We start from the raw sequence: 25,488 nt of genomic DNA on the forward strand, positions 1-25,488 counted from the left end.
GATTTCTGACGATGGCCGGTGTGAACGCCAGCAGTCAGTTCGACTGCGGTCGGGGCTGTACCTGCGGGCGCTCGCTGGACGGTATCGATCGTTCGGCATCGTCCAGAAGCCGACGTTTGGAGTTGTAGACGACGATGAGGCTGCTGACGGCCATCATGAGGGCGGCAAGCAGCGGCGTGATGACGCCCGCGATCGCGAGCGGGATCGCCACCGCGTTGTACGCGCCCGCCCAGAGCAGGTTCTGTTTGATGCGCCCGCGCGTCGCCATCGCCAGCGAGAACAGTTCGGGCACGGCTTCGAGGCGGTCGTCCATCACGACGGCGTCGGCCGCCTCGATGGCGATCTCGGTGCCGCTCGCGACGGCGATGCCGAGATCCGCGCTCGCGAGCGCCGGCGCGTCGTTCGTCCCGTCGCCGACCATCGTCGTCGTCCCGCGCTCGCGCAGGCCGCGGACGATCGCACCCTTCGACTCGGGGCGCACGCCCGAAAACACCTGGTCGACATCGGGATGGCTCGCGAAGGTGCCGGTCATCCGCTCGTCGTCACCGGTCAGCACGACGATCTCGCGGTCGGCCGCCGCGAGGTCCGAAACGACGTCGGCCCAGCCCTCGCGGGGGGTGTCGCGGACCGTCACGAGCCCACGTATCTCTCCATCCCACGCGATCGCGGTCGGATGGGTTCCCGACTCGTAGGCTTCGGTGACGGCCTCCTCGATTTCCTCGGGCATCGTCCACTCGTCGCCGAACGAATCGGGATGGCCGACGACCACACGGGTATCGTCGACGAGTGCTGAGACGGTGCGATCGTCACGCTCGAAGGCGGAGACCGAGCGGGTGGTCGGCGGTGCGGCCGCGTCGATGGCGGCGGCGATCGGATGGCTCGACCGGCGCTCGACGGCGGCGGCCATCGCGAGCACCTCGTCCTCATTTTCGCCAACGACGTCGGCGAGTTCCATCTCTCCCGTGGTGAGCGTGCCAGTTTTATCGAAGACGACGATATCCGAGTCGTCGACGCGTTCGAGCACGGTCTCGTTGAGCACGAGCACGCGGTCGTCGGCGGCGTCGCGGGTGGCCGCCGCGAGCGCGAGCGGCGTGGCGATGCCGAGCGAGCACGGACAGGAGATCACAAGTACCGAAACGCCGGCCAACATGGCCGTGCTCACGTCGTTGCCGAGTGCGAGCCAGCCGACGGCCGTGAGCGCGGCGATCGAGACCACGAGCGGGACGAACACGACCGCGAAACGGTTGACGAGGCGCTGAACGCCCGAATCCGAACTCTTGACGCTCCAGAGCAGTTCGACGAGCCGGTCGATCGTGCTCGTGGCGTCCGGCCCGACTTCGACGACGATCGCGCTGTCGGTGAGCACCGATCCGCCCAGCACGTCGTCGCCGTCGGATTTGCGCTGCGGGACCGACTCGCCGGTGACGAGCGCCTCGTCGATGGCTGCAGTTCCTTCGACGATGGTTCCGTCGACCGGGATGCGCTCGCCGGGCTTGACGAGCAGGTGATCGCCCGGCTCGCAGGCGTCGATGTCGATCGTTTCGGTGGTGTCGCCGACCATTCGGCGTGCCTCGCTCGCGCGCGAATCGGTGAGTTCGGTCCGGTTGCCGAGCGCGGCGCGCTTGACGCGTGATTCGATGTGGTTGCCGATCGTGACGACGACGAGCACCATCACCGCGACGTCGAAGTACGGGTCGCGCCCGCCGGCGAGCAAGGTCACCAGCGAGTAGCCGTAGGCCGCAAGCACGGCGATGGCGATGAGCACGTCCATGTTCGGTCGGCCGACGCGCAGGCTCACGTAGGCCCCGCGGAAGATCGGATAGCCGAGTCCGATCAGGATCAGCGTGCTCCAGACCGCGAGCGGGCCGAACACCATCGTCTCGATGGTTCCTCCGTAGAGGAAGCTCTCGGGGTAGATGCCGAGATAGACGGGATAGATGAACAGGATGTACGGGACCAGCACGGGCATCATCACCACTGCGGCGAGAATGGCTCGATATTTTCCGAATTCGACGCGCGAACGCAGCGAGTCGTCCTCCTCGTCGGGCCCGCTCGCACGATAGCCGAGGCGACTCACCGCCTCCGCGAGCGCGTCGCGGTCGGTTTCGTCGGGATCGTAGACGATCCGCAGCATCTCGGTCGCGTAGCTCGCGCGCGCCTCGTGGACGCCCGACTCCTCCTCGGCGAGCAGTTCGATGAACCCCTCGCAGGTCTGGCAGTGCATCCCGTCGACTGAGAGATAGGCCGTCTCCGCGCCATCGGGAACCGAGAGTTCGGGGTCCTCGTCGGTGGCGCGCTCGCGGATGGCCGTGATCGAGAGCTCGGTCTCCTCGTCTTCGTCGACGAGACGGGCGACTTCGAGACAGCCACGACAGCAAAAGTCGCCGTCAACGTCCGGATCGGTGATCGGCTCCTCGACGGGGAGTTCACAGAGCGTACACGCCGCCATTCAGGCGCTCCCACCCGGTCCGAGCGGCTGGTAATAGGGGATCTCCGGCAGCGGGAGGGTGATGCCGAAACGCATGAAACCCATCGCCAGCAGTACGTAACCGAGCCCGATAAACAGTACGCCGAGCCCGTAGTGGACGACCTGTCGCTGGCGCGCGCTCACCGACTGGATGACCGTCCCGTAAAGAAAGACGCTCGGAATCGTCCCGAGACCGAGCGCGCCGAGCGAGAGGAGTCCGTGAAGGGGCGAGCCCTGTGCGAACGCGTAGAGGAAGGCGGGATAGAGCAGCATGCACGGGAGGAGGCCGTGGAGCGCGCCCAGACCCATGATCCCGACGCCGTTGACCCAGCGGTCGATGCGCGTCGAGATGGCCGTGTAGCTCCGAGCGAACAGCGAACCGATCCCCGTGCCGGCGACGATCCCCTCGACCGTGCCCTGTTGATAGCCCACGAGCCGTGTCGCACCCATCACGACGATCGCACCACCCATCACGATACCGATCGCACCCTGAATCGGGCCGAGAACGCCCGCGAGTTCTACCGTGCCGTAGAGAAGCGCGCCGGCGAGTCCGAAGATCCCGCCGATGAGCGCGTAGCTGATCGTGCGCCCGAGGTTGAACAGTGCGTGCTGGCGCACTTCGTAGAGCGTGAGCGCGCCCGACCAGCGGTCGTCGGTCTCCATGCGCTCGGCGTAGGTCGCGACCAGCGGTCCGCACATCCCGATACAGTGTGCGCCGCCGAACAGTCCGATGAGGAAGAACACCGCCAGCCCGTAACCACCCGTCGCAGTTCCCGAGAGCTGACCGGAAATCCCCGTCCCGACGGCTGCGAGCGGGCTGGCAACCATTGCAGTCGCTACGGCACGGTCGACGTAATGGGTTCTGGTTCGATGCTCGAACCGCAACCGCGAACGTGAGTTTCGGCGACTCCAGCCGCCCGGCAGTGGCCGCGGTGCGGTGGCGGTGCCTGGCGGATGAAGGGCGAGGCGCATGGTGTGAGCGAAGCGAACACCGCGACCGTAGGGAGCGCGTCGAGGGCTTCGGCGGTGCTGTGCGGTACGGTTTGCGGAGGACAAAGTGTCCGCACGAGCGTAGCGAGTGCGGTTCACCGCTCGCGCGGTTTGCGAGCGGGAGTTTTTAGCGTAGCTTTTTGCAAGCGGGGGTCAAGCGAGCGAAGCGAGCGCGACCCCCCGCAGTAAAAAGGTACTACTGGAAGGTGCGACCGACCTCGCGCTCCTCGGTGGCGGGTTCGCCGGTGTCGAAGCGGTCCTCGATCTCCTCGTAGCGCTCCTTGGTTTCGGCGGTGACGCTCGGGGTGACGTCGTCGAGCGCCTGATCGAAGTGCTCGTCCTCGATGCGGACGTTGCCGACGCTGCCGTCGAGATCCTCGGGATCCACAGTCTGGATGAGCTCGCGGGTCGCGGCCATCGCGGCCTCGCGGGTGACGGCTTCGATGTCCGCGCCGACGTAGCCCTCCGTCCGCCGGGCGAGGTCGGCGAGATCAACGTCGTCGGCGAGCGGTTTGTCGCGCGTGTGGACCTCGAAGATCGCCTCGCGGGCGTCCTCGTCGGGCACCGGAACGTGGACGTGTCTGTCGAGCCGACCCGGGCGCAGCAGTGCGCTGTCGATCAGGTCCGGTCGGTTCGAGGTGGCGATCACCACGACGTCCTCCAGTTCTTCGAGCCCGTCGAGCTCCGTGAGGAGCTGGGAGACGACGCGTTCGCCGACGCCGGAGTCGCCCATGTTGCGGCCGCGCTCGCCGGCGATCGCGTCGATTTCGTCGAAGAAGATCACCGTGGGAGCGTTCTCGCGCGCCTTGGAGAACACTTCACGGACGCCCTTCTCCGACTCACCGACGAATTTGTTGAGCAGCTCGGGCCCCTTGATCGAGATGAAGTTCGACTGGGCCTCGTTGGCGATGGCTTTGGCGAGCAGGGTCTTGCCGGTGCCCGGCGGGCCGTACATCATCACGCCCTTGGCGGCGTTCATGTCCATCGCCTCGAACACCTCGGGGTAGTCGAGCGGCCACTGGACGGTTTCGCGGAGGCGCTCTTTGGTATCGTCGAGACCGCCGACGCTCTCCCAGGTGACGTCCGGCACCTCGACGAAGACCTCGCGGAGCGCGCTCGGCTCGATGCCCTTGAGTGCGCTCTTGAGGTCGTCGCGAGTGACCTGCAGCGATTCGAGCACTTCGGCGTCGATCTCCTCTTCGTCCAGATCGAGTTCGGGCCGGATCCGCCGCAGTGCGTTCATCGCCGACTCCTTGGCGAGGCTTTCGATGTCCGAGCCGACGAACCCGTGGGTACTCTCGGCGTAGGTGTCGAGATCGATACCGTCGGCCAGCGGCATCCCGCGCGTGTGAACCTGCAGGATTTCTTTCCTGCCCTCCTTGTCGGGCACGCCGATCTCGATCTCGCGGTCGAAGCGGCCGCCACGGCGCAGCGCGGGGTCGATCGCGTCGACACGGTTGGTCGCGGCGATCACCGTCACCTGGCCGCGCTCTTCGAGCCCGTCCATCAGGCTGAGGAGCTGGGCCACGACGCGGCGCTCGACGTCGCCGGAGGTCTCGTCGCGTTTGGGCGCGATCGAGTCGATCTCGTCGATGAAGACGATCGCCGGCTCGTTCTCCTCGGCGTTGTCGAACATCTCGCGGAGCTGTTCCTCGCTTTCACCGTAGTATTTCGACATGATCTCGGGGCCCGAGATCGTCTCGAAGTGGGCGTCGATCTCGTTGGCGACCGCTTTGGCGATCAGCGTCTTGCCGGTGCCGGGCGGGCCGTGGAGCAGCACGCCCTTCGGCGGTTCGATGCCCAACTGCTGGAACAGCTCGGGGTGGCGCATCGGCAGCTCGATCATCTCGCGGACCTGTTCGAGCTCGCGGTCCAGTCCGCCGATGTCCTCGTAGGTCACCGATGGGGTGGTGGCGCTGTCGCCGCCATCGCCAGCGTCGGAGACGATCTCCTCGGCTGGTTTCTCGCTGATCTCGATGTCGGTGTTCTCGGCGACGATCACCGTGCCGTCGGGGTTCGTTTCGGCGATCCTGAGGGGGATGCGCTGGCCCGAACCACCAGAGAACGGCCCGAAGCCGAGCGAGAACGGGATCGTCTGACCCTGCGTGAGGGCCTGTCCCGAGAGCTTGTCTTGGACGTAGGGACCGATGTTCCCACGGATGCGGAGGTTCTGAGGCAGTGCCACCGTGACCGACTGAGCGGGCTTGACTTCGGCCTTCTCGACGCTCACGCGGTCGTCGATACCGACCTGAGCCTCGCTGCGGAGCTGGCCGTCGATGCGGATCACGCCCTGTCCCTGGTCGTCGGGGTAGCCGGGCCAGACGCGTGCGATGGCGCGACCCTCGCCGCCCTCGATCAGGATGTAGTCGCCGTTTTCGAGGTCGAGTTCGTCCATCGCCGCGCGGTCGACCGCCGCCAGTCCGCGCCCGGCGTCCTTCTGTTTGAGCGGTTTGATCGTGAGGTTCATTGCGTCACCTCGACGGTAAGCACGCCGTTGTTGATGGTTGCTTCGGCCGTTCCTGTCTCCGGGATCTCGAAGTCGGCCTGTTCGTCGCCGCTGACGACCATCACGGTGCCGTCGACGACGTCGACCGTCGCCTCGTCGGAGTCGGAGCCGGAGCCGGAGCCGATGTCGGCCGCGTAGACGACCGACGCGTCGTACTCGTACCGGCTCAACGCATCGCCGTCTCGGTCGTCGAACTGCTGGAGAGTTGGTGTCATCCTAACGCTGAGTTAGGGCTACTACTATATAAGTGTTTCTCGAAGTCGGCACCCCCGTACCGAGAAGGGAGACTGAACGATGGGGTTGCGGTTCAGGGTCGTTTGGGGTTCGGAACGAAAGAGGATATCGGTAGGTGGGATCCTGAAGTGGATCGGTCAGTAGAGAAGTGGCCTCGGTCGTTTTCCTACTGCGGAGCCGCGATACTGTCTCGCAGCCGGTCGCTACGAGATGAACTCGTTGTTGCGCCAGTCGACACCCTTGCTCGCGGCCGGCCCCTCGGTGGGGTCCTCGACGACTTCGAGGGAGGCCGGTCGTTCCTCGCCGTCGACGATGCGGGTGGCGGTGAGATCGCCTTCGCAGGCGGTGATCGCCGTCAGGGTGCCCTTCTCGGCGATCCGGGCGATGTCCCGAAGCACCTCGAACATGGCGTACTGGACGGCGGTGTTCTGGAGGACGGTCTCCCGATCGCCCTTGAAACAGGCGTATTCGACGAGTTCGGAGGGCGGCATCTCGTCTTCCTCGCCGGGACCGCCGCCCCAGCGCGGGCCGCCGGCGGGCGGTTTCTGTTCCTCTGGTGGTTCCTCGTAGACCCGGTTTTCGGACACGCTGGCTTTCAGCTGGGCCGTCGGCGTGTATTTACTGAGTGAGTCGTCCTCGGCGACGGCGCTGACGATGAGCGTGTTGTTCCGACGGGTGAGATCGATCGACTCGAGTTCGTCGGGGAGGGGTGGATCGTCCAGAAACTCGTGCAGGTCTTCGAGGGGCAGTTCGAGCGTCGAGTGGAGTTTGAATACACAGTCCTTCATGGTATCACCGGCAGTCGGGCGTGCTGCCGACGCTGCCCGTTCGTCGGTATATCGGTGGTCCGGACGTATATTCCCTGTCTTTCGTCCATCGCCATCACTCGCCGGCCAGCGCCGGTTCGAGATCGCCCTGCTCGTCGAGTTCGGCCAGCACGTCGCTGCCACCGATGAACTCGCCGTCGACGTAGGTCTGGGGCGTCGTCGTCCAGCCGCTGTGGGCTTCGAGCGCCGTCCGATACTCGTCGATCGATTCGAGCACGTCCACCGTCTCGAACTCGTCGCGATACTGCGAGATCAGTCCGAGCGCGCGATCGGAGTAGCCACATTGGGGCATCAGCTCGTTGCCCTTCATGAACAAGACTACCTCGTTCTCGTCGATCGCCGCATCGACGCGCTCGGTGACGGTCTCCTGCTCCAGTCCGCTGTCGGGTTGGAACGACATGCGCTGTTTAGGGACCATTCAGTCAAATGCATTGTGCCACCGATGTTCCCCCATCCCTCCCCGATCATCCCCATCTATTGACATCTCTGGCAGTCGGGTCAGGGAATCGGTCGGGCTACTCGGCGGCCTCGGTCGCCGGCTCGGTGCGCTCACGCAACGCCTTCTTGTCGGTCTTGCCGATATCCGTCAGCGGAACCTGCTCGACGATTTCGACCGCGGCGGGCACGGCATGCTTTGCGACACGACCCTCTAGAAAGTCGACGATCTCGTCTTCGGTGAGATCACCGTCGTAGTCGGGATCGGGCTCGATATAGACCTTCACGCGCTCACTACCCGGACGCTCCGGATCGGGAACCCCGACCGTCGCCGGACGCTTGACGCCCGGATGGCCGAACAGCTCCTCGTCGACCTCCTCGGAGTAGACCTTCAGTCCGGAGACGTTGATCATGTCCTTCACGCGATCGACGACGTAGAACCGGCCGCTCTCGTCGATCTTGGCCACGTCGCCGGTGCTCACGAACCCCTCGTCGTCGAAGGGCTGTTTGTCGGCATCGAGATAGCCTTGCATGCGCTGTGGACCGTTGAGATACAGCTCGCCCTCGCGCTCGTCATCGATGGCCTCGTCGAGCGGGATCGGTTCGCCGGAGTCAACGTCGACGAGCTTGACCTCGGTGTCGGGCACCGGCACGCCGATCGTCGGCTGGTCGAACCCGCCATCGTCGGAGCTACCGCCGGTCATCATGTCGAGCAAGCCACGCGTGTTAAAATGTGTGATCGGCGACATTTCGGAGAGACCGTAGCCCTGTGAAACGCCCGTGCTCTGCTCGGCGAAGGCGTCCTTCGTCTCGCTCGCGAGCGGTGCCGATCCAGAGATGCCGATGATATCCTGGCCCAGCTCCTCGTCGACGATCTCCATGAACTGGGTGGGCACCCCCATCATGATCACCGGGTCGTGCGTCTCGATGAGATCGCGCATCGTCCCCGTATCGCGCGCATCGGGGACCGTGAGCACGTCGAGCCCGAGTTCGATCAGCGAGTGCAGTACTGAATACCCGTAGGCGTGATAGAGCGGCAGCGCCATCAGCGCCGTCTCGCCGCCGCGCATCAGCTGTGCCATCCGACTCATGTTCGCCGTCGCCTGGAGGGCGTTCGCGGTGACGTTGCGATGGGTGAGCAGACAGCCCTTCGGTCGGCCGGTGGTACCGCCGGTGAACAGCAACGTGTGGACGTCCTCCTCGGGATCGAAGTCGATGGCGGGCGGCGCATCGTCGGCATCTTCGATCACGTCGGGAAGCCACTCGGCGTCCGGGACATCGTCGTGATCGCTCGGCGGATCGTCGGAGTAGTCGGCGATATCGGTAAGAATCAGATGCTCGATGGCGAGGTCGTCACGGAGCGAACACAGCAGCTCGCGGTGGTCGTCCAGCCCGATGAGCACTTCCGGATCGCCCTGTTCGAGACGATAACGCAGGTCGTCGTCGGCGTCGAGAACGTCGTTCGGGATGTGGACGCCGCCGGCCCGCGAGATCGCGTAGTCGGCGAGCACGAACTGGATCGAGGTCGGCAGGATGGTCGCCACGCGATCACCCTTCCCGACGCCGTGATCCGCGAGTGCGCTCGCCAACCCGTCGACCATCTCGGTGAGTTCGGGATAGGTGACTTTCTCGCCGAGCTGGACCAGCCCCTGCTCGGGATGGGCGTCGGCGCTCTCGTACAGAAACGAGTGTGCTGGTTCGTCGGGATACGGTGCGAGGGTCTCTGGGATACCGAACTGTTCGTACTCGTCGAACCACGGCGCGGCGTCGGACATGGTTCGTGACGTCTCCCCGTATGTCTAAACCCGTCTGCGGCTATGCCCGGTGGTTCAAGTCGCCGTCCCGTTCATCGTTGTCGTCGAAGACGGTGTGGAATCATTCTCCGTGGCCGTCGATGTGTCGCTCTGGGCAACCATTTGAGTCGGCGTGTCGGTTGCTGCCTCCGCCGTCGTGGTCGGTTCCTCGGTTCCGGTCGTCTCCTCGATTGTCTCGGTCGCTGTCGGAGTGGTCGAGTCAGTCGTCAGTTCCGCCTCGGTGGTCGACTCGACAGTCGTGCCGGTGGGTGTCACCGTCGGTGTCGCGGTCGAGTCGTTCACATCGATTTCGGTTGACGTGGTTTCAACGGATTGTACACCGAGACTTCCGGCCGACTGATTCTGGGTTGTGGTAGTACCCGCCTCTGCGGTCGTGTTCCACGTTCCAGCCCCGACCGAGACTTCGGCTGTCTCCGTGTCGCTGAATTCGGCGTACGTGGCCCCACCGGTAAAGCCCGCGACGGCGAGGAACACCACCGCGACGATCGCTGTGAGTCGTGTCGTTTGCATCAGTCGTCCTCCGCATCGTTCTTGCCAGTTGGTTCGTCGCCCGTGGCCGTCTCGTCAGGGATCGATCCACCGTCGGGTTCGGCGTCCGCATCGGGTTCGGTCGGTCCATCGTTCGCGTCGCGACTGGTCCGCGCCGCGCGTGCGAGATCGTAGAGTTCGCCGAGAACGAGCAGCCCGAGCGGGAGCGCGACCAGCGCGAGAAATCCCATTTGCGTGCCCGCGAACGCGATGACGTGCCCGATGTACGGTATCGTGAACGCCACGCGGCCGACGAGATCATCAGCCGGAACGAGCTTCCGATCGGCCTCCTCGTTCGCGTCACCCTTCGTCTCGAACTGTAGACCGTCCTCGTTCTGGACGACGTTCACGACGCGATGGGTGACGAGGTTTGCCCCGGCCTGTCCCTGCCGTATCTCGGCCGTCTTTCCCTGCCGGAAGGTGATGATGTCGCCCTCGCTGACCGCAGCGGCCGAAATCCCGTTCACGATGACCGCATCGCCGGCGCTGATCGTCGGACTCATGCTGGAGGAAAGGACGGCGTAGCTGTGTTCCGCGCCGACAACCTGTGGAACGATGAAGACGGCGAACGGGACGAGAACAGCGATCAACACCACTATCCCAACCACTTCGAGCGTTCTGCGTCGGTTCGGTGTATGTTGGTTCATCGTATGAAAAGCGAGTAGTCAGATGTCCTGACTACTGGTCTGGTGGAGCGCGAACGTGATCGTCACCGTGAGCTCGTCTCCTTGGTAGTCGTTGTTCGCTGGATCGTCGGCAAACCGGAACCCCACAGAGAGACTCTTCGTCCCGCCATTTGCGGAGCATGCTGGTGCTAAGTTATCCAGCGCGTCCGCATTTTTAGGGCTACTGAGGTCATCGACGTCGGTTCTTCCGTTTCCGTTTGCGTCGCTGAGGTCATACAGCAGGTCCTCATCGTAGAACAACGTCGTCACCTCGAACTGCTTTGCCATCCCTGTTGCCGAACCCGGTTTCGTGTCACCCTCGTCGCTTCCGCTCGGTCCGTCCGACTCGGTCTCGTCATAGGAGAAGTCCAGTTCTATGTGGTCGGCTTCGACCGACCCTGCGTTCTGGAGTTGAATACTGCCCGAAAACGTCTCGCCGGGCTTCGCGTTCGACAGCGTTAGTTCGCCGGAAACGCTGTCGCCATCCTCGCCGAATCCTTCGTCGCTATCGGAGAGTTGCAGGTCGAAGGTTCCTGACTGCACCGAGACGGTACTCGACTCTTCGTCACGAAAGCGAGCCATCGTGCTCACTCCACCGAGCGCGCCAGCGACACCGATGGTGGTCACTCCACCGAGGAGGCGACGCCGCGTCAGCCGGGTGCCGTCGTGGTCGTCGCTCATCGCTGATTCTCGTTACGGTGAATTGGTCTGCTGTCCGTTCTGGCTCAGAGTGAACACGACATCGAAAGTCACCTCATCGTCCTGAATTTCGTTCCCGACATCACCGGGAATACTCCACTCGACTTTGGCCGTACCCGATTCAGTACCTTTCATCTTCGAATCCAGTTCGTAGGGAGTATGATCTACGGCCTCTTGGAGCGTGAAAGTGGCAGTGGCATAGTCGCCGCCGACCGTGATTTCTATGTTGTCGGCGAGGTCACCGCTGTTATCCCCATCTGCCTCCTGCTCCGGTTCGGGATTGTCGCCTCCCTTCTGGGAGAGGTTGTTGAAATCCACTTCGAGAACGCCAGCGATGCTCCCTGCGTTTTTCAACTTGAGCGATTGAGAACCGGAATCGCCGGGAGCGGCATCGCTGACATCGAGCGAAGCCCCTTGTGGAATATTACCGCCGTTGACTGTGAGGTCAAGCGTGCCTGCGATCACTGAGTTGCCGCTGGCTTCCTCAGTGTCGTTGAACTGTGCCCACGTGCCCGCGCCCACTGCACCAGCCGCACCGATCGTTGCCATGCCGCCGAGCACCCGTCGCCGGGTCAGCGGTGATTTGTCGTTGTCGTCTGCCATTGTCTTGGGTCTNCCAGCCGCACCGATCGTTGCCATGCCGCCGAGCACCCGTCGCCGGGTCAGCGGTGATTTGTCGTTGTCGTCTGCCATTGTCTTGGGTCTCCGTGTTCCGTTCCCCATCAGCGGGGACCATCGTCCGCCGTCGCCGCACGCCCCGCGAACATCGACATCGATGCAGCGTGGCGCGCTACCTGAGGCCATGACTCCCACCTCCATTGTATCACGCCGCCTGAACGAATCGCAGGCACCGTTTGAAGCGACGGTAAAGACGGCCTGAATCGGCATACCGACAGCCATACTGGATCGACACCGCGCACGGAGCGCTGGCGAATGCGGTCGATGGAATCTAGTCAGCTAGAGTGTACATCTAAGTAAAATCGTGTCCCGGATTAGCATATGAGCGCAATCGAGACCATCGAGCTTCTCGCGCGGTCAGAGCATCGCGTGCGAATCCTCGATCTGCTGTGCGAAAACGGGTCGCTCGAAAAACACGTACTCGGAGATCAGGTCGATGCCTCGCGGACGACGATCGGACGGAACCTCGACGTACTCGAAGAGCAGGGCTGGATACGGCGAACGAACGCTCACTGTGAGATCACTCGCCAGGGCGAGCTGGTCGCGGAGAAGTTCCGCACCCTCACGGAAACGGTGGCACTCGGATCGAAACTCGACGCGTTCATGCGGTGGGTTCCCGATGGCTCGCTCGATCTCGATCTCGAACTCCTCACGGACGCCGAAATCATCCTCCCGGAGCCCGGCGATCCCTATGCGATGGTGAACCGCCACGTCGAACTGATCCGCGAAACCGCGAACGACCGCGTCATCCTCCCGGTGACGGGTCTACACGCCTTCGAGGCAGTTCATCAAAAGATCGTCGAGGAGAACGCAACGTCGGAACTCGTCGTCGAGCCGACGATCGAAGAGACGTTTCGGACAAATCCGAGCTACGTCGAGCTGTACAAGGAGATGGTGGCCACCGGGCGATTCGACATTCACGTGTACGACGGCGATATCCCGTACTATCTGGGCGTACTCGATGACACCGTTCAGGTCGGCGTCAGCGAGGACGGGGAGCCACGCGCGATACTGGAGACCGAAAGCGAGGCGGTCGCGGACTGGGCAGCGGGCGTCTATGCGGAGTACAAAGACGAATCCAAGCCGCTGCAGGTGGTTCAGTGATCCGGGGCGTGTGCATCCCCCGCACGCTGTGCACAGGGTAGCCTGATAGAGCGCCCATCCAAGAGGTATGACATGGGGACGAGTACGAGCGATCCGGCACTTGCGAGCGAGACGGGTCCGGAGAAGCCGGGAGTTGAATCGGCAGCGACCGATGTCGACGCTCGGACTCGCGGAGGCTCGGGCGTTTCGCATGACGACCTGTTCGACGTACTGAGCAACCACCGCCGACGGTACGCGCTGCACTCGCTCAAACAGCACGAGCGAACGGCGAACATCGGTGATCTCGCCGAACAGGTCGCCGCGTGGGAGAACAGCGTCCCGCGGGTCGATCTCAGCGCGGCCGAGCGAAAGCGCGTCTACACCGCTCTCCAGCAGTTCCATCTGCCGAAGATGGATGCGGCAGGCGTCATCGAGTTCGACGACGCACGGGGTATCGTCTCGCTCACCGACGCGGCCGACGGTCTCGACGTCTATCTCGACGTCGTCGGCGAGGACGACATCCCCTGGAGTCGGTACTATCTCGGCCTATCGGCGATGGCGCTCGTGGGCGTCGGGGGCGTCTGGCTCACCGGTTTCGAGCTGGTACCCGATCTGACGTGGGCCGCACTCGTCGCCGGCGTCGTCTTCTTCTCGGCGCTCGTCCACACCTACTACGACCGACGGATGCAGCTCGGTGCGGCCGATACGCCACCGGACGCGCCGGATCGCTGATGCACCTCGTTCGAGTGGCGACGATGACCGCCTGCCGCCGAAGAGATACCGACGGCACGGCTCCCGATCGCCCACGCGAATCCGTCGACAACAGCGATTCCGACCGCGATCCGTTAGTGACGGTCGTTCGCGCGATTTCGCGAGTCCCTGGCATCCGGGAGCGAGCGCCGCGCCGGAACGCGCTCGTCGTGCTCGTGTATCTCTTCCTCGCGGCGTTTCTCGCCGGCCTGTTCGGCTGGATCGTCAATAGCGTTCCTCTTACGATGCAGTATGTCCCGGCAACCGGAGCGCCCACCTGAGAATCAGTCGTCGGCCGGTGCGGGCTGGCCGGTCTCCGGCTCGATGCTCGGGGGGTACTTCCCACGGTCGAGCTTCAGATCGGAGAGTGGCCGCGCCATGCAGGTGAGGGCGTACTCCTCGGCTTCGCGCTCGGAGAACCCGCGGGCGGCCGGCTGTGTCACCTCGCCCTCGACGATCTCGGCCGAACAGGCCAGACACATCCCGACCCGACAGGAGTACTCCTGGGCGATCCCCTCTTCGAGACAGCGCGAGAGGATGGTTTCGGTCTCGGCGACGGTGATCGTCTCGCCGGTCGAAACGAACTCGACGGTGTGCTCGGTCATACCCTCCATTCCAGCCGGCCCCGACAAAACCCTTTACCCATGCTGGCCGACGGGATGGCCGCGACGGGTGGGAAGAGTTTTCCACCCGCCCCTCGACCATCGCCCAATGCGAACGCACGAACCCGACGTCACCATCGTCGGCGCGGGGACCGCCGGCTGCTACGCCGCAGCAACCCTCGCGCGAGCGGGCTACGATGTCGTCATCGTCGAGCGCAAAACGGCCGACGAGGCCGGCCACATCGCCTGTGGCGACGCGCTCAAGGGGGCCGACGCCTTCCCCGAGGCGATCCCGAAATCGCACATCGCCCCCTCGTTCACCAACACCGCAGTCGATCACGGGCGCTTCGAGATCCCCCAGGAGGACGCCGTCCTCGACATCCCCGTCCCGGGCGAGCTCGCCGTCATCGACCGACTCGAATACGGCAAGCTCGTCATCGAGGGGGCCGAGCAGGCCGGAACGGAGATCCACTACGACACCGTCGTCAACGACGTTCAGCAGAACGGCGAGCGCGTGACGGGCCTGACGGGCAAGCGACAGGGCGAGCCCGTCGAGTACGAAAGCGAGCTCGTCATCGACGCCGCCGGCGCGCTCTCCGTTCTCCAGGACAAGGCCGATCTCGCGGACGCGACCTTCGACACCAACGTGAACTACTCGCAGTTCTCCTCGGCCTATCGCGAGGTTCTCGAAGTCGACGAGCCCGTCGAGTGGCAGGACGCGCTCGTGCTCAAACCCACCCAGCGCGCGGCCGGCTATCTCTGGTATTTCCCCCGCACGCCGACCGAGATCAACGTCGGACTTGGCTTCCAGATGAGCGAGGAACCGATGGAGCTCGTCGAGGCGTTGCGCCGCGATCTCCGCGAGCGCCCGGAGTTCAAAAACGCCACCGTCAAGGACAAACTCGGTGCCGCGCTCCCGACGCGTCGCCCGTACGACTCGGGCGTTGCCCCCGGCTTCATGGCCATCGGCGATGCCGCTGCCCACGTCAACCCGACCACGGGCGGCGGCATCGCGGGAGCGGCCTACGCCGGTAAGTACGCCGGCGAGGCGGCCATCGACGCCATCGAGGACGGCGACGTGAGCGAGGACGCGCTCTGGGAGTACAACGAGCGGGTGATGGACCACTTCGGCGGGCGCTACGCGGCGCTCGACGTCTACAACATCTTCGTCATGGCGACCGGCCTCAACAACCTCACCGGTCTGCTGGCTGCCCTCCCCGCGGCGAAGCTCTCCGACGCGCTCTACTCGGGCAGCGCAACGATCGATCTCCCGCTCAAGATCAGGACCGCGATCAAGAGCTTCGGCCACTGGAAGACGGTGTTCGATCTCTACGAGACGAAACAGGAGGCCGACCGCCTGCTCGACCACTACGAGGAGTATCCCGACAGTCCGGACGAATTCGAATCCTGGCAAGCCCAGCGTGACGGGCTGATGGACGTCATCTACGCGACGACCGGTGCGAGCGCGAAATACTAATCGAGTCGCTCGGCCGCGTCGCGCTCCAGAAGCGGCGTCACGTTCACGTCGGGGAGCGTCACCACGTCCTCGCTCGCGAGATCGTACGTTCGCTCGTCCGCCCCGAGGATTTCGCCGACATCGCGCGTGATGCGAACGGTCGTTCGCTCCGTTTCTCGTCCTGCATCGGCGTCAGTCGCAGTATCCCCATCCGATTCCGCAATCGTGTCGGCCGTCTCTGACGGAGCCTGTGGGGTTTCAGGTGTGAGTTCGTCCGCCGACTCGCCCGTGGTGTCCGGCGTCTCGCCACCCATCACGTCGGCCGCGCTGACGCCGCCCTCTGCCTCCGGTGGGGATTCTCGTCCACTCGTTCCCTCTGTACCCTCCGGTTCGACGGATTCGGGTGCGGTGGGCGGTTCCGTCGCCGCCGGCGAGGGCGCATCGACACCGTCGTGTGCGTTCTCGTCGGGTGCGGTGTCGGATGCCGTGGCAGCCGATTCGGCCGCCATCGAACGCTCGTCACCGCTCGTCACGCCGGCGGAATCGTTGGCGAGAACGCCGTCGAGGACGTGTTCGCGGTTCGACTCGATCGCGTCGACGAGCGTTCCGAACAGGTCGCCCTCCTCTTCGGTGAGGCCGTCTTTCTCCGCGGGCATGCCGGCGGCGGCGAGGCTGGCGAGTTTGACGAGTTTGCCGACGCGGCGCTCGTAGATCGCTTCGACGGTGTCCTCGGCCGTCTCGATGTCGTCGGTCAGTCGGCGGACCTCGGGCGCGTCGAATGGGTCGTCGGCGGCCTCGGCCGCGCGCTCGCGTTCGGTTCTGAGCTCGGCGACGAACGCGCCCACGTCGCTGTAAAAATCCTCGCGCAGATGCTGGAGGCTGTCCTTCTGGCGCTCCTTGCTCCGGGTCGACTGGAGATCTCCGAGGTTCATTCTTCGCCCTTCTCGGCGCTGCCGCGCGTCATGAGGAACACGCCGACGTACTCCGGAACGTGAGATGTCCCCGCCGGCACCGTAAAGCTATCGCCAGCGAGTTCTGCGGTTGTTTCCTCATCGAGTTCGACGGTGATCTCCTGCCCGCGGAACGTTTCCGGGATCGCGTCGACGAGCGGATCGAACCCTTCGATCTCGTCGCGTGCGAGCCGTTCGACGGAGAGCCCGCTGCCGCCGTGGAGGCTGCCCGGCAGGCGGATCAGTCGGTTCGTATCGGTGGTGACGGGTTCGTCGATCGGCGCGTTGTCCGCCGCGACCACCTCGGGGAACAGTCGCTGGGCGAGCGCGTAGAAGGCCGGATGGACGTCGATGTTCCCCGCCTCGATCTCGTCGCCGTTCGTCCGCGCAGCGCGCAGTGCAGCCGCGGCCTTGCCCTCGCCGATGCCGTCGAACTCCCGAAGGCGAGCGAGCGCGTCGTCCTCGTTCATGGCGAGCAGCTCGTCGACGAAATCGAGGAGGTGGCGGTGTGCGCGCCGGCTCCAGCCACCGGTCGTATCGAGCGTGCGCTTCTGGGCCGGACTGCTTCGCCCGGCCGTGCCGCCGACCGCTTCGTGGGAGATGAGCGCATCGATGTCGAGTCCGATCCCGCGGACGTAGTCGACGATCTCCCGGCGCGCGTCGCTTTCGAGCGGCTGAACGCCTGCGTCGCGGACGTGGACGTGGTAGCCACGTCCGCCCGAGAAGACGATCGTGAGATCGTGGAAGCCGAAGTCGTTTTCCAGGAAGTCGAGCAGGCGCAGCAGTGCAGTCTTGCACTTTGCGAGCATCTGCTTGTACGAGTCCACGCCGAGCTCCACGCTCGGAAGGTGGTCGGCGTCGAGATCGAAGACCAGATCGGAGCCACGCCAGTCCTTCTCGGCCATCGAGCTCGCGCCGGGGTCGTCGTATCGCCCCGCCGAGAAGTAGACGTGACGGGGGCGCTCGCGCGCGAGGAAATCTGGGAGGGAGCCGAGATCGAGCGTCGAATTGTGTCTGACCATCGTGGTTCCGGGACCGGCGGTCCACGGGATGTGGCCCCACTCGCGCGCGTCGGCGTCCGGCGGCAGCGTCGGCTCCGTTCGGCGGTAGTGGTCGCGAAAGCGCCCCCGGAGATACGCGCGCGTGCGCTCTTCCATCGAGCGACTCCTTCGAGAACACTACCCAAAACGTTGCCGTCTCGCCGACGTTGACCGATCTTCCCGTCCGCCATCGGATCAGGCGAGCAGGTGATACTATGTCGAATCCGTCTTGGACGAAGAGCAGTGGGTGGCTCGGTAAAGGGCCTCGTCACACGGGGCTCGGCGGGGGTAACGGTTCGTCATCGCCACCACCGGAGTCAAGCGGGTCGGCAGGCAAAAACGCTTCCACACCGCCGAGTCGGCCGCTGGTCCGGCGTCAGTTATACCGAAGCCAGATGAGCAGTCGCTCGTTCTCGCGGGTCTTCGTCGAGACGTTCCCTGGAACGCTGTGGAACGACTGCAGGCGGCCGAAGGTGACGCGATTGTCGTGGCCCTGCAGCCGCAGCCACGACCGAACCGAGTGTGGCTGGAGCATCGTCACCTTGTGCGCCTGTCCGAGTCGCTGCGGATGGTAGTCGATTTTCGTGGGAACCCCGGCGATGGCAACGGGCGTCCCGGCATTGACCTCGCTCACCGAACGATCGATCTCGGTGAGCGCCGTCCGCGTGACGTCGCTGGTTTCGCCCCAGCCCGAATCGGCGTACAGCAGCGGTGACGCCGCGAGCGACGGGAGCAGGAGGACGAGCACGGCGACGACGACAAGCGCGTCGGTGTCCCGGTCCGAGCGCGCCCGCCAATCGTCCACGCTGGGGAGCGCAGCGTCGAGACAGACAGCGGCCAGCGCGAGCAGCGGAATGGCGAAGAAATACGCGTCGCGGAAGGCGAACTGTTTGGCGAGGAAGAACAGGGGCAGCGGCGAGAGCAGCCAGACGACGAAAAAACCCATCGAGCGGCCAGCGGTGAACGAGCGGGCCGAGGCGACGGCAGCCAATAGCGCGCTCGCGGCGGCAATGGCGAAGACGATCCCGGCGGTGTACCAGCCGGCATGATCGACGGCATCGATCGACGCGAGCGGTGACGCTCCCGGAAACCGAGCAACGACGAGCAGGACGGCGAAGCCAACGATGGCGACGACGAGCGGGAGAGCGCGGCGCGGAGTGATCCGACCGAGCGCGCGATCGCGGGCGAACGAGACGAGCAGCGCCAGCGGGACGGCAGCCACGACGGCGATCACGAGCGGCGTCGAAACGCCGCCGATCGCGGCGAGAACGTCGGCCTGATAGACCAGCGAGAGCACGTACTGCACCGGGAAGAGGAGGGTCCGGGAGAGCGGCGGGTCGTGGGTGTAGCCGCCGATACCGCCGAGCACCGCGAATCGGACGGCGAGATAGCCAACGGCGACGGCCGCCAGCGGGGCCACCGCAACGATGGCGCGGCGATACGTCGAGCGTCGGCGCAGCGAGGGCCCTTCGAGCACCAGCCAGAGAAAAGCGAGCGGGCCGACGACGGCAGCGGTTTCCTTGGAGAACAGCGCGAGTCCGTAGGCCACGGCCGCCCCCACGCGCAGCCGTCGGCTGTCGCGGCGGACGCTCTCGACGAACAGCCAGAGCGCGAGCAACCCGAACAGCGCGAGCAACATGTCCTGACGCCGCGAGATCGCCGGCACGACGTCGGTGCCGAGCGGATGGACCGCGAACAGCGCACCCGTGAGCGCGCCGGTGCGGAGCGAGTCGGTCAGCGAGCGGATCGTGAGTACGACGAGCACGCTGACGAACCCGTGCAGCAGCAGATTCGTGAGGTGGTAGCCGAACGGATCGACGCCCCAGAGCGCGTACTCGGCGGCGTAGACGAGGTTGACGACCGGCCGATAGAACCGCCCGGCGTCGAGGTAGGAGGTGCCGTACAGCAGCGGTTTCGTGAAGATCGTTCGGAGATCGGCGAGCGAGGCGATGCGACTCGTCTCGACGAGCGCGATCGAGTCGTAGGAGGTGAACCAGTAGCCGAGCGACTCGGCGTGTGCCAGCACGGCCAGCGAGAACGCGAGCAGCGCCGCGAGCGCGACGCCGTGTGATCGCTTCATCGGTGGTTACTCGTCGATGACGCGACCGGGGGTACTCCTCTTTGTGGTCGCCTCGCGATCCGAGGCGTTCCGGACCCAGACCAGGGTCGCCCGCTCGCGTGCCTCGGCGTAGAAGGCGAGTTCCGGGAGGTCTGAGACGGTCGCCGGCCGGACGAACCGGACCTGCGTGTCGGCCGTGTCGGTGAGCGAGAGCCACGCCTCGACCGAGTACGGCCGCAGCGGCGTCACCGATTGTGCGTGTGGAGCCGACTGCTCGCCGCCGTCGAACGCGTTCGGGAAGCTCGCGACGTAGATCGGCTCGTCGCCGGGCGCGTCGTCGATCGTGTCGGCGAGGCCCGACAGCGAGCGTTCGTTGAGCGCGCCCGCCGAGCGCCAGTCGTCGCCGGCGTAGAGAAGCGGCGACGCACCGATCACGGGAACGAGCAGGAGGAGAACGACGGCGACACGAACCACGTCGCCGATGGGCGGCGCGACGGTACGGTCTGTTTCGAGCGCGCTGCGGGCGGTGGAGACCACTCGCTGCAGGGCGGGAACCATCAGCAACGCGAGCGCGGCCATCGCGGGCGCGATCGCGAGATAGGCGTTGCGCATCCCGAAGCCGAAGGTGAACGGCTTGCTCGCGACGAACCCCCGCGTGCCGAGCAGGACGATCGGCACGAGAACCCAACAGACGAAAAACGCCAGCTGGCGGCGTTTCGAACCGTCGATGACGATACCGTCCGCGAACAGCGCGGTGGCGAGGCCGGCGAGACAGGCACCGATGAACAGCAAGCCGACGAGGTAGCTCCCGAGGGAAGCGCCGACGGCCGGCAGGGCTACCGAACCGAGCGACTCGCCGGCGAGCACGAGCGGGATGCCCGCGAAGCCGACGACGCTCACGACCGGTGTGAGCGCCCGCAGCGAGCGAAAGCGACCACGATGGAAATAGCCCCGTCGGAGCAGCGTCATCACCGTGATCGCACCGACGACCAGCACGACAGCGACGCCGACGACGAGCGACGGCACCCCGACGGAACGCAACGCCGGCAGCTCGACGGCGACGTTCTGCGGGACGAACAGCCAGAGGAGATACTTCACGCCGAACAGGAGCCGATCGGCGAGCGTGGCGCTCGTCGGGACCGCGTAGCCGCCGAGACCGCCGAGCACGGCGATGCGGACGGCGAGATACAGCGCCGTGACGGCGACGAACGGGCCGATCGTTCCGATGAGGGTTCTGACGATCTGCGTTGGGCGGTCGCTGTCGCGGTCGAGTAGCACCCAGACCGCGGCCAGCACGGGAACGACGAGGGCCGTCTCCTTCGCGCCGATCGCGAGCGCGTAGGCGACCAGCGCGCCCACGAGCCCGCGGTGGCTCGTCCACTCCCACGGGAGTCGCTCGTCCGGCGGGGTCGCACGATACCAGCGGACGAAGAGGGTGAGCGCGGCCAGCAGGAAGATCGTCAGGAGGGTATCCTGTCGCCGTGCTGTCACGGGGATGACCTCGGCCGTGACGGGATGGATCGCGAACAGCGCCCCTGCGAGCGCGCCGACCGCCCGACGGCGCGTGATTCGAGCCGTACAGACGGCGACGAGCGCGGCGGCGATCGTGTGCAGGAGGACGTTCGTGAGATGGTAGCCAACAGGGTTCAGCCCCCAGACGGCGTAATCGATGGCGTAGCTGAGCGTCGAGATCGGCCGGTAGAACAGCGCGGTGGCGGTGAAATCCGATCCGGCCATCAGCGGCTGAGCGAACAGCGAGACGAGTGCGGCAGGATCGGTCGCACGACTCGTCTCGATCAGCGGTAGCGTGTCGCTCGCGACGAACCAGTAGCCGAGCGTTTCGGCATGAGCGAGGAACGCGAGCAATACGACCGGCAGGAGCCACCACCGGCCGGACCACGAGCGCATACGTCGAATGGAACTAGTCGGCGCGCATAAGTGGGTCGAAGTCCGCTTCGGCAAGCGATCAGTCCCCACAGCTCGTTCGAAAGCGGGTTCCGACCCGTGGGGATCGTCGGCTGTCCCGTGGAACCGTGGACAACTGTTTTCATGGCCGTTCTCGAACATCGGCCCCTGGAGCAACAGGAGCCGAGCCACGATGGATGACACTGAACCGGCGTCGTCGCTACGGGGAGCGATCGACGACGCACTCGAACGGGAAGACGGAGAAGAGCTCGCGAAACTCGTCGGGAGCCTTTCGTCAGTTTCCGGCGAGACGTGCAAAACGTGCCTTCGCCGGTTGAAAGCCGCGGTAGCCGACGATCCGAACCTCGTAGGGCCAGCGCTGCCGGCGTGCGAAGCCCTGCTCACCGACGACGAGCGATCGGTGCGACTGACGACTGCCAAGCTGTTCGCTGCGGCCGCCGAAATCGACCCGGATTCCGTCGTTCCGCTGGTGTCGGTGCTCGCCGGTCGGCTGGCCGACGACGAGGAGTTCTACTACGTACGCGCTCGCTCGGCCGAGGCGCTTGGCTACGTCGCGCTCGACCATCCCGACACCGTCGCGACACCCGAGCTGCTGGCCGATCTCAGAATCGGGCTGTCGTTCGACGAACCGGAAGTGAAGGAGAAGCTTGCGAAGGCGCTCGAACACGTCGCGCTGGGCAATCCCGAGCGGCTCGCCCACCACAGCTCTGCCCTCGCCGAGCACTGCGACGACGAAAGCGAACTCGTGCGCTATCACCTCTGTACGGCGCTGGTGATCGTCGGCTGCAAGCAGCCCGAGCGCCTGTCAGACATGACGGACGTGCTACAGAATCGACTGACCGACGAAAATCCGTACGTGCGGGGACGGGCTGCGGAGGGCATCGCCCTGCTCGCACAGTCATCGACGGCGATCGACTCGATGCCCGATCTCGACCGGATCGACTCGGTGGACGACCCACCGTCGTTTCTGGTCGATCGCGTGCGTTTCGCTCGGCGGGCACTGGACGGCGAGCGGCCTGCGACGGCCCCCGGAGCTCTCGGAACCCTCGATTCGGTTCGGGACGGCACGGAGGAGATCGTCGCGGAGATCACGTCGCTCGATGCCGATGGCGAGTGTCCACACTGTGGCCTCGAACTGCCGGAGAGCGGTCCACCGGTCTGTCCGCGCTGTGGAGCGCCCCACTGACCATCGATTTTGGCATGCCTAAAGTTCGGAACGCTTTTGTCGTGTTAGGCGAGCCTAAACCGTATGGCAGACGACGCTCCCGAACGCGAGGTACCGACGCGGCGCGACTACGTGAAATACGGCGGCGCGGTCATCGGCGGCGGGCTGCTCGCCGGCTGCACCGGTGAGAGTAGCCCGTCCGGCAGCGGCGATACGGCAGGATCGAACGGATCGGACGACTCGACGCGGACACGAAGCGGATACACGGCGGCGATCGAACCGGTCGGCGAGGTCGAGTTCGATTCGGTCCCCGAGGAGTGGATCACCCACGAGTTCTCCCTGGATATGGCGGTCGTCTGCGGGACGACCGACGGTATCGTCGAAACCGCCTGGCGACCGGGCGAGTACGTCCTCTCGTTCTACCGAATGCTTCCCGACGTCGACGTGCCGAGCGTCGCCGAGATGAACGGGATCCTGGGCAACGGCGAGTCGATGAACAAGGAGTACATCTACGAAGTCGATCCCGACATGATTGGGGTCGATCCGAACTGGCTGCTCCAGTATTCGTCGGGCAAAGGGAAAGACATCGACGAGATCATCGACAACGTCGCCCCGTTCTGTGGGAGCTACAACCAGCGAAAGCGGGACGACTCCTGGCCGACGTGGCCCGACGGGAAATACCGATACTACGACCTCGCCGCGGTGACGAAATACTGGGGGCAAGTGTTCGACCAACCCGAGCGCGGCAAAGCGATCGCCGAACTGAGTCGATCGATGACCGAACGCGTCAGGTCCCGGGTCCCCGAGACGGACGAAACGATGGGGCTTCTCTGGGCCGGACCGCCGGACAGCGGCGAGATCTACATCTACAAACCGACCCAGGAGACGGAGAAGGTCTACGGCAGGAAACACTTCAGCGATCTCCAGGTGAACGACGCGTTGGCCGGCCAGTACGACGGCAAAACGTCGATCTACGTCGACGCCGAGGTGATCCTGGAGGCCGATCCCGACAGGATAGTGCTCCATCACGGGCTCATGAAGAACCAACTGCCGGCCTCGGACGCGTACAACGGGAACGATACGGACGGCAAAACGATCGCCGAGTACACGCTCGACCTGTACCGGAACGATCCCGTGCTGTCGGAGCTGACCGCCGTCGAGAACGACGAGCTCTACATCGGGACGATGGAAACCACGGGGCCGATACAGGGCCTGTTCAACACCGAAGTGCTCGCCAAACAGCTGTATCCGGGGACGTTCGGCGAGTTCCCGGGGTTCGACGACGACAACACGTACGACGTACCGGAGGGCGAACGGCTGTTCGACCGTCAGCGCGTCGCGGACATCTGCAACGGAAACCTCTGAACATGAGTGACAACGATGGCAATAGCGACATCACGGCTGGGGCACCAACGCGGCGAGATCTCCTCAAAGCGGGCGGCGGAACGGTGATCGGGGCGGGACTGCTCGCCGGCTGCACGGGTGAAAGCAGTTCCGGGGGCGGCGGGGGAGCCGAAGCGACGAACGCTGTGAACGAGACAACGACCGGTGAGAACACGACCAGCGGCGGCGGGAACTCTTACTCGGTGCGAATGGCACCGATGGGGAACGTCGCGTTCGATTCGGTGCCGGAATCAGTCTTCACGCGCCTCACACATCTAGCCGGGATGGCGTTCGCGCTCGGACGGGGAAACGACGTGAACGCGATGCACGCGCCGGACTACTACGACGCACTGTGGAACCAGTTCACGCCCCGTCTCGATGGGGTATCACTCGATTGGGGCGGGCTGTACTCCTCGTGGGAGCCGAGCAAGGAGAAACTGTACGAGCTGAACAGTGATGTCCACCTCGCGGACCCGGCAGGCATGTTCTCGCTGGACGGCTGGAACAGGACGGACATCGGGGAGATCCGGGACAACGTCGCGCCCTGGTTCGGGAACTACTACAGTGATCGCCACGCGGAACCGCCCGCCGAGTGGAAGGACAGCTATCGGTACTACGGTCTGTGGGAGATGTTCGAGAAGGTCGCGAAGGTGTTCCGCGAAAACGAACGGTACGAGGCGCTCGCGGAGATCCATCGCGGACTGCTCGATACCATCGAGGCGAACCGTCCGCCCGCCAACGAGCGGCCGACGGCGGTGATGGCGCTTCCGACGGACTTCGACAAGATATACGTCTACAAGGTGAACAACCCCGGATTTCTGACGGCCCACACGCGGCCGCTCGGAGCGACCGAGGCGTTCGGGGACGGGACCTCCTCTGGCGACGCCGTCGACATGGAGGGGCTGTTGGAGGCGGACCCGGACGTACTGCTTGGACTTGGCGGCATGCATCCCGAAACGGGCATGCAGAAGGTGCGAAAGAAACTGAACGAGAACCCGGTCGGAAAGCAGCTTTCGGCGGTCAAAAACGACCGCGTGTACGCACAGGGCGCACGCTACCAAGGACCGATTCTGAACCTCTTCCAGCTCGAAATGACCGCCAAACAGCTTTATCCCGAGCAGTTCGGCGAGTGGCCGACCTACACCAGCGGGCCGTATCCCGAGATCCACGAAGAAGAGAGACTGTTCGACCGCAAGCGCGTCGCGAACATCATCAAAGGGAAGTTCTGACC

The 25,488-nt window shown here is 65.0% G+C and carries 23 protein-coding genes; 7 read left to right on the plus strand and 16 right to left on the minus strand.

Features of this window, described 5'->3' with window-relative positions:
• Positions 1 to 34: 34 nt before the first annotated feature.
• The 11 genes from C448_RS11500 to C448_RS11550 all read right to left on the minus strand — a co-directional run bounded on the left by C448_RS11500 (position 35) and on the right by C448_RS11550 (position 12,065).
• Positions 35 to 2,449: a heavy metal translocating P-type ATPase gene (locus C448_RS11500; protein ID WP_004054978.1), complete on the minus strand. Its 2,415-nt coding sequence runs from the start codon at positions 2,447 to 2,449 to the stop codon at positions 35 to 37.
• Positions 2,450 to 3,295, minus strand: coding sequence for a sulfite exporter TauE/SafE family protein (locus C448_RS11505; protein WP_004054979.1), 846 nt, complete (start codon positions 3,293 to 3,295; stop codon positions 2,450 to 2,452).
• Between the two features lie 358 nt (positions 3,296 to 3,653).
• The gene (locus tag C448_RS11510; RefSeq protein WP_004054980.1) at positions 3,654 to 5,924 is read right to left on the minus strand and encodes a CDC48 family AAA ATPase; all 2,271 of its coding nucleotides are present in this window, start codon (positions 5,922 to 5,924) and stop codon (positions 3,654 to 3,656) included.
• Positions 5,921 to 6,178, minus strand: a complete 258-nt coding sequence (locus C448_RS11515; protein WP_004054981.1) for a DUF7127 family protein — start codon at positions 6,176 to 6,178, stop codon at positions 5,921 to 5,923. The genes C448_RS11510 and C448_RS11515 overlap by 4 nt, the downstream gene beginning before the upstream one ends.
• Before the next feature lie 222 nt (positions 6,179 to 6,400).
• On the minus strand, positions 6,401 to 6,985 hold the full coding sequence (locus C448_RS11520; protein WP_004054982.1) for a DUF7110 family protein: 585 nt from the start codon (positions 6,983 to 6,985) through the stop codon (positions 6,401 to 6,403).
• A 94-nt stretch (positions 6,986 to 7,079) separates the two neighbouring features.
• The gene (locus C448_RS11525; protein WP_004054983.1) at positions 7,080 to 7,424 is read right to left on the minus strand and encodes a glutaredoxin family protein; all 345 of its coding nucleotides are present in this window, start codon (positions 7,422 to 7,424) and stop codon (positions 7,080 to 7,082) included.
• Positions 7,425 to 7,539: 115 nt separating this feature from the next.
• Positions 7,540 to 9,234 (minus strand): AMP-binding protein, encoded by a 1,695-nt coding sequence (locus tag C448_RS11530; RefSeq protein WP_004054984.1) that lies wholly within the window; start codon positions 9,232 to 9,234, stop codon positions 7,540 to 7,542.
• A 54-nt stretch (positions 9,235 to 9,288) separates the two neighbouring features.
• Positions 9,289 to 9,783, minus strand: coding sequence for a SipW-dependent-type signal peptide-containing protein (locus C448_RS11535; RefSeq protein WP_004054985.1), 495 nt, complete (start codon positions 9,781 to 9,783; stop codon positions 9,289 to 9,291).
• Positions 9,783 to 10,448 carry a signal peptidase I gene (locus C448_RS11540; RefSeq protein ID WP_049916280.1) on the minus strand — a complete coding sequence of 222 codons (666 nt, stop codon included), beginning with the start codon at positions 10,446 to 10,448 and terminating at the stop codon, positions 9,783 to 9,785. The genes C448_RS11535 and C448_RS11540 overlap by 1 nt, the downstream gene beginning before the upstream one ends.
• An 18-nt stretch (positions 10,449 to 10,466) precedes the next feature.
• Positions 10,467 to 11,147: a TasA family protein gene (locus C448_RS11545; RefSeq protein WP_004054987.1), complete on the minus strand. Its 681-nt coding sequence runs from the start codon at positions 11,145 to 11,147 to the stop codon at positions 10,467 to 10,469.
• A 12-nt stretch (positions 11,148 to 11,159) separates the two neighbouring features.
• Positions 11,160 to 12,065, minus strand: coding sequence for a TasA family protein (locus C448_RS11550; protein WP_080503200.1), 906 nt, complete (start codon positions 12,063 to 12,065; stop codon positions 11,160 to 11,162).
• A gap of 99 nt (positions 12,066 to 12,164) precedes the next feature.
• Here C448_RS11550 and C448_RS11555 point away from each other — a divergent pair, with 99 nt between their 5' ends.
• The 3 genes from C448_RS11555 (at position 12,165) to C448_RS11565 (ending at position 13,957) form a co-directional block, all read left to right on the plus strand.
• The gene (locus C448_RS11555) at positions 12,165 to 12,947 is read left to right on the plus strand and encodes a helix-turn-helix transcriptional regulator (protein ID WP_004054989.1); all 783 of its coding nucleotides are present in this window, start codon (positions 12,165 to 12,167) and stop codon (positions 12,945 to 12,947) included.
• Positions 12,948 to 13,019: 72 nt separating this feature from the next.
• Positions 13,020 to 13,658, plus strand: a complete 639-nt coding sequence (locus tag C448_RS11560) for a DUF7344 domain-containing protein (RefSeq protein WP_004054990.1) — start codon at positions 13,020 to 13,022, stop codon at positions 13,656 to 13,658.
• Positions 13,658 to 13,957, plus strand: coding sequence for a hypothetical protein (locus C448_RS11565; protein ID WP_004054991.1), 300 nt, complete (start codon positions 13,658 to 13,660; stop codon positions 13,955 to 13,957). Before C448_RS11560 ends, C448_RS11565 begins: the two co-directional genes overlap by 1 nt.
• Positions 13,958 to 13,960: 3 nt before the next feature.
• Here C448_RS11565 and C448_RS11570 read toward each other — a convergent pair whose 3' ends face one another.
• Positions 13,961 to 14,281, minus strand: coding sequence for a 2Fe-2S iron-sulfur cluster-binding protein (locus C448_RS11570; RefSeq protein WP_004054992.1), 321 nt, complete (start codon positions 14,279 to 14,281; stop codon positions 13,961 to 13,963).
• A 106-nt stretch (positions 14,282 to 14,387) separates the two neighbouring features.
• On the opposite strand from C448_RS11570, the gene C448_RS11575 reads away from it, so the two are divergent.
• Complete coding sequence (locus tag C448_RS11575; protein ID WP_004054993.1) at positions 14,388 to 15,755, plus strand: geranylgeranyl reductase family protein; 1,368 nt, start codon at positions 14,388 to 14,390, stop codon at positions 15,753 to 15,755.
• Here the strand turns inward: C448_RS11575 and C448_RS11580 are convergent.
• From C448_RS11580 to C448_RS11595, 4 genes are all read right to left on the minus strand, one after another.
• A complete protein-coding gene (locus C448_RS11580) occupies positions 15,752 to 16,666 on the minus strand; it encodes a hypothetical protein (RefSeq protein ID WP_004054994.1) in 915 nt (304 codons plus the stop codon). The genes C448_RS11575 and C448_RS11580 overlap by 4 nt on opposite strands.
• On the minus strand, positions 16,663 to 17,841 hold the full coding sequence (gene priS, locus C448_RS11585) for a DNA primase small subunit PriS (protein WP_004054995.1): 1,179 nt from the start codon (positions 17,839 to 17,841) through the stop codon (positions 16,663 to 16,665). The genes C448_RS11580 and priS overlap by 4 nt, the downstream gene beginning before the upstream one ends.
• 259 nt (positions 17,842 to 18,100) lie before the next feature.
• Positions 18,101 to 19,804 (minus strand): glycosyltransferase family 39 protein, encoded by a 1,704-nt coding sequence (locus C448_RS11590; protein ID WP_004054996.1) that lies wholly within the window; start codon positions 19,802 to 19,804, stop codon positions 18,101 to 18,103.
• A gap of 6 nt (positions 19,805 to 19,810) precedes the next feature.
• Positions 19,811 to 21,691 carry a phospholipid carrier-dependent glycosyltransferase gene (locus tag C448_RS11595; RefSeq protein WP_004054997.1) on the minus strand — a complete coding sequence of 627 codons (1,881 nt, stop codon included), beginning with the start codon at positions 21,689 to 21,691 and terminating at the stop codon, positions 19,811 to 19,813.
• A 190-nt stretch (positions 21,692 to 21,881) separates the two neighbouring features.
• On the opposite strand from C448_RS11595, the gene C448_RS11600 reads away from it, so the two are divergent.
• The 3 genes from C448_RS11600 (at position 21,882) to C448_RS11610 (ending at position 25,486) form a co-directional block, all read left to right on the plus strand.
• Positions 21,882 to 22,895, plus strand: a complete 1,014-nt coding sequence (locus tag C448_RS11600) for a HEAT repeat domain-containing protein (protein ID WP_004054998.1) — start codon at positions 21,882 to 21,884, stop codon at positions 22,893 to 22,895.
• A gap of 63 nt (positions 22,896 to 22,958) precedes the next feature.
• On the plus strand, positions 22,959 to 24,239 hold the full coding sequence (locus C448_RS11605) for an ABC transporter substrate-binding protein (protein ID WP_004054999.1): 1,281 nt from the start codon (positions 22,959 to 22,961) through the stop codon (positions 24,237 to 24,239).
• Positions 24,240 to 24,241: 2 nt separating this feature from the next.
• Entirely contained in the window at positions 24,242 to 25,486 is a 1,245-nt protein-coding gene (locus tag C448_RS11610) for an ABC transporter substrate-binding protein (protein ID WP_004055000.1), read from the plus strand.
• Positions 25,487 to 25,488: the final 2 nt, after the last annotated feature.

It is taken from the genome of Halococcus morrhuae DSM 1307, from assembly GCF_000336695.1.
GTDB lineage: Archaea > Halobacteriota > Halobacteria > Halobacteriales > Halococcaceae > Halococcus > Halococcus morrhuae.

Bases quoted from the DNA above. Each gene is read 5' to 3' on its own strand.
- C448_RS11515 (WP_004054981.1), bottom strand. From the start codon at position 6,178: ATGACACCAACTCTCCAGCAGTTCGACGACCGAGACGGCGATGCGTTG.
- C448_RS11605 (WP_004054999.1), top strand. From the start codon at position 22,959: ATGGCAGACGACGCTCCCGAACGCGAGGTACCGACGCGGCGCGACTAC.
- C448_RS11600 (WP_004054998.1), top strand. From the start codon at position 21,882: ATGGATGACACTGAACCGGCGTCGTCGCTACGGGGAGCGATCGACGAC.
- C448_RS11500 (WP_004054978.1), bottom strand. From the start codon at position 2,449: ATGGCGGCGTGTACGCTCTGTGAACTCCCCGTCGAGGAGCCGATCACC.
- C448_RS11575 (WP_004054993.1), top strand. From the start codon at position 14,388: ATGCGAACGCACGAACCCGACGTCACCATCGTCGGCGCGGGGACCGCC.
- C448_RS11590 (WP_004054996.1), bottom strand. From the start codon at position 19,804: ATGAAGCGATCACACGGCGTCGCGCTCGCGGCGCTGCTCGCGTTCTCG.
- priS (WP_004054995.1), bottom strand. From the start codon at position 17,841: ATGGAAGAGCGCACGCGCGCGTATCTCCGGGGGCGCTTTCGCGACCAC.
- C448_RS11505 (WP_004054979.1), bottom strand. From the start codon at position 3,295: ATGGTTGCCAGCCCGCTCGCAGCCGTCGGGACGGGGATTTCCGGTCAG.
- C448_RS11540 (WP_049916280.1), bottom strand. From the start codon at position 10,448: ATGAACCAACATACACCGAACCGACGCAGAACGCTCGAAGTGGTTGGG.
- C448_RS11565 (WP_004054991.1), top strand. From the start codon at position 13,658: ATGCACCTCGTTCGAGTGGCGACGATGACCGCCTGCCGCCGAAGAGAT.
- C448_RS11610 (WP_004055000.1), top strand. From the start codon at position 24,242: ATGAGTGACAACGATGGCAATAGCGACATCACGGCTGGGGCACCAACG.
- C448_RS11510 (WP_004054980.1), bottom strand. From the start codon at position 5,924: ATGAACCTCACGATCAAACCGCTCAAACAGAAGGACGCCGGGCGCGGA.
- C448_RS11560 (WP_004054990.1), top strand. From the start codon at position 13,020: ATGGGGACGAGTACGAGCGATCCGGCACTTGCGAGCGAGACGGGTCCG.
- C448_RS11535 (WP_004054985.1), bottom strand. From the start codon at position 9,783: ATGCAAACGACACGACTCACAGCGATCGTCGCGGTGGTGTTCCTCGCC.
- C448_RS11525 (WP_004054983.1), bottom strand. From the start codon at position 7,424: ATGTCGTTCCAACCCGACAGCGGACTGGAGCAGGAGACCGTCACCGAG.
- C448_RS11570 (WP_004054992.1), bottom strand. From the start codon at position 14,281: ATGACCGAGCACACCGTCGAGTTCGTTTCGACCGGCGAGACGATCACC.
- C448_RS11530 (WP_004054984.1), bottom strand. From the start codon at position 9,234: ATGTCCGACGCCGCGCCGTGGTTCGACGAGTACGAACAGTTCGGTATC.
- C448_RS11595 (WP_004054997.1), bottom strand. From the start codon at position 21,691: ATGCGCTCGTGGTCCGGCCGGTGGTGGCTCCTGCCGGTCGTATTGCTC.
- C448_RS11520 (WP_004054982.1), bottom strand. From the start codon at position 6,985: ATGAAGGACTGTGTATTCAAACTCCACTCGACGCTCGAACTGCCCCTC.
- C448_RS11555 (WP_004054989.1), top strand. From the start codon at position 12,165: ATGAGCGCAATCGAGACCATCGAGCTTCTCGCGCGGTCAGAGCATCGC.
- C448_RS11580 (WP_004054994.1), bottom strand. From the start codon at position 16,666: ATGAACCTCGGAGATCTCCAGTCGACCCGGAGCAAGGAGCGCCAGAAG.
- C448_RS11545 (WP_004054987.1), bottom strand. From the start codon at position 11,147: ATGAGCGACGACCACGACGGCACCCGGCTGACGCGGCGTCGCCTCCTC.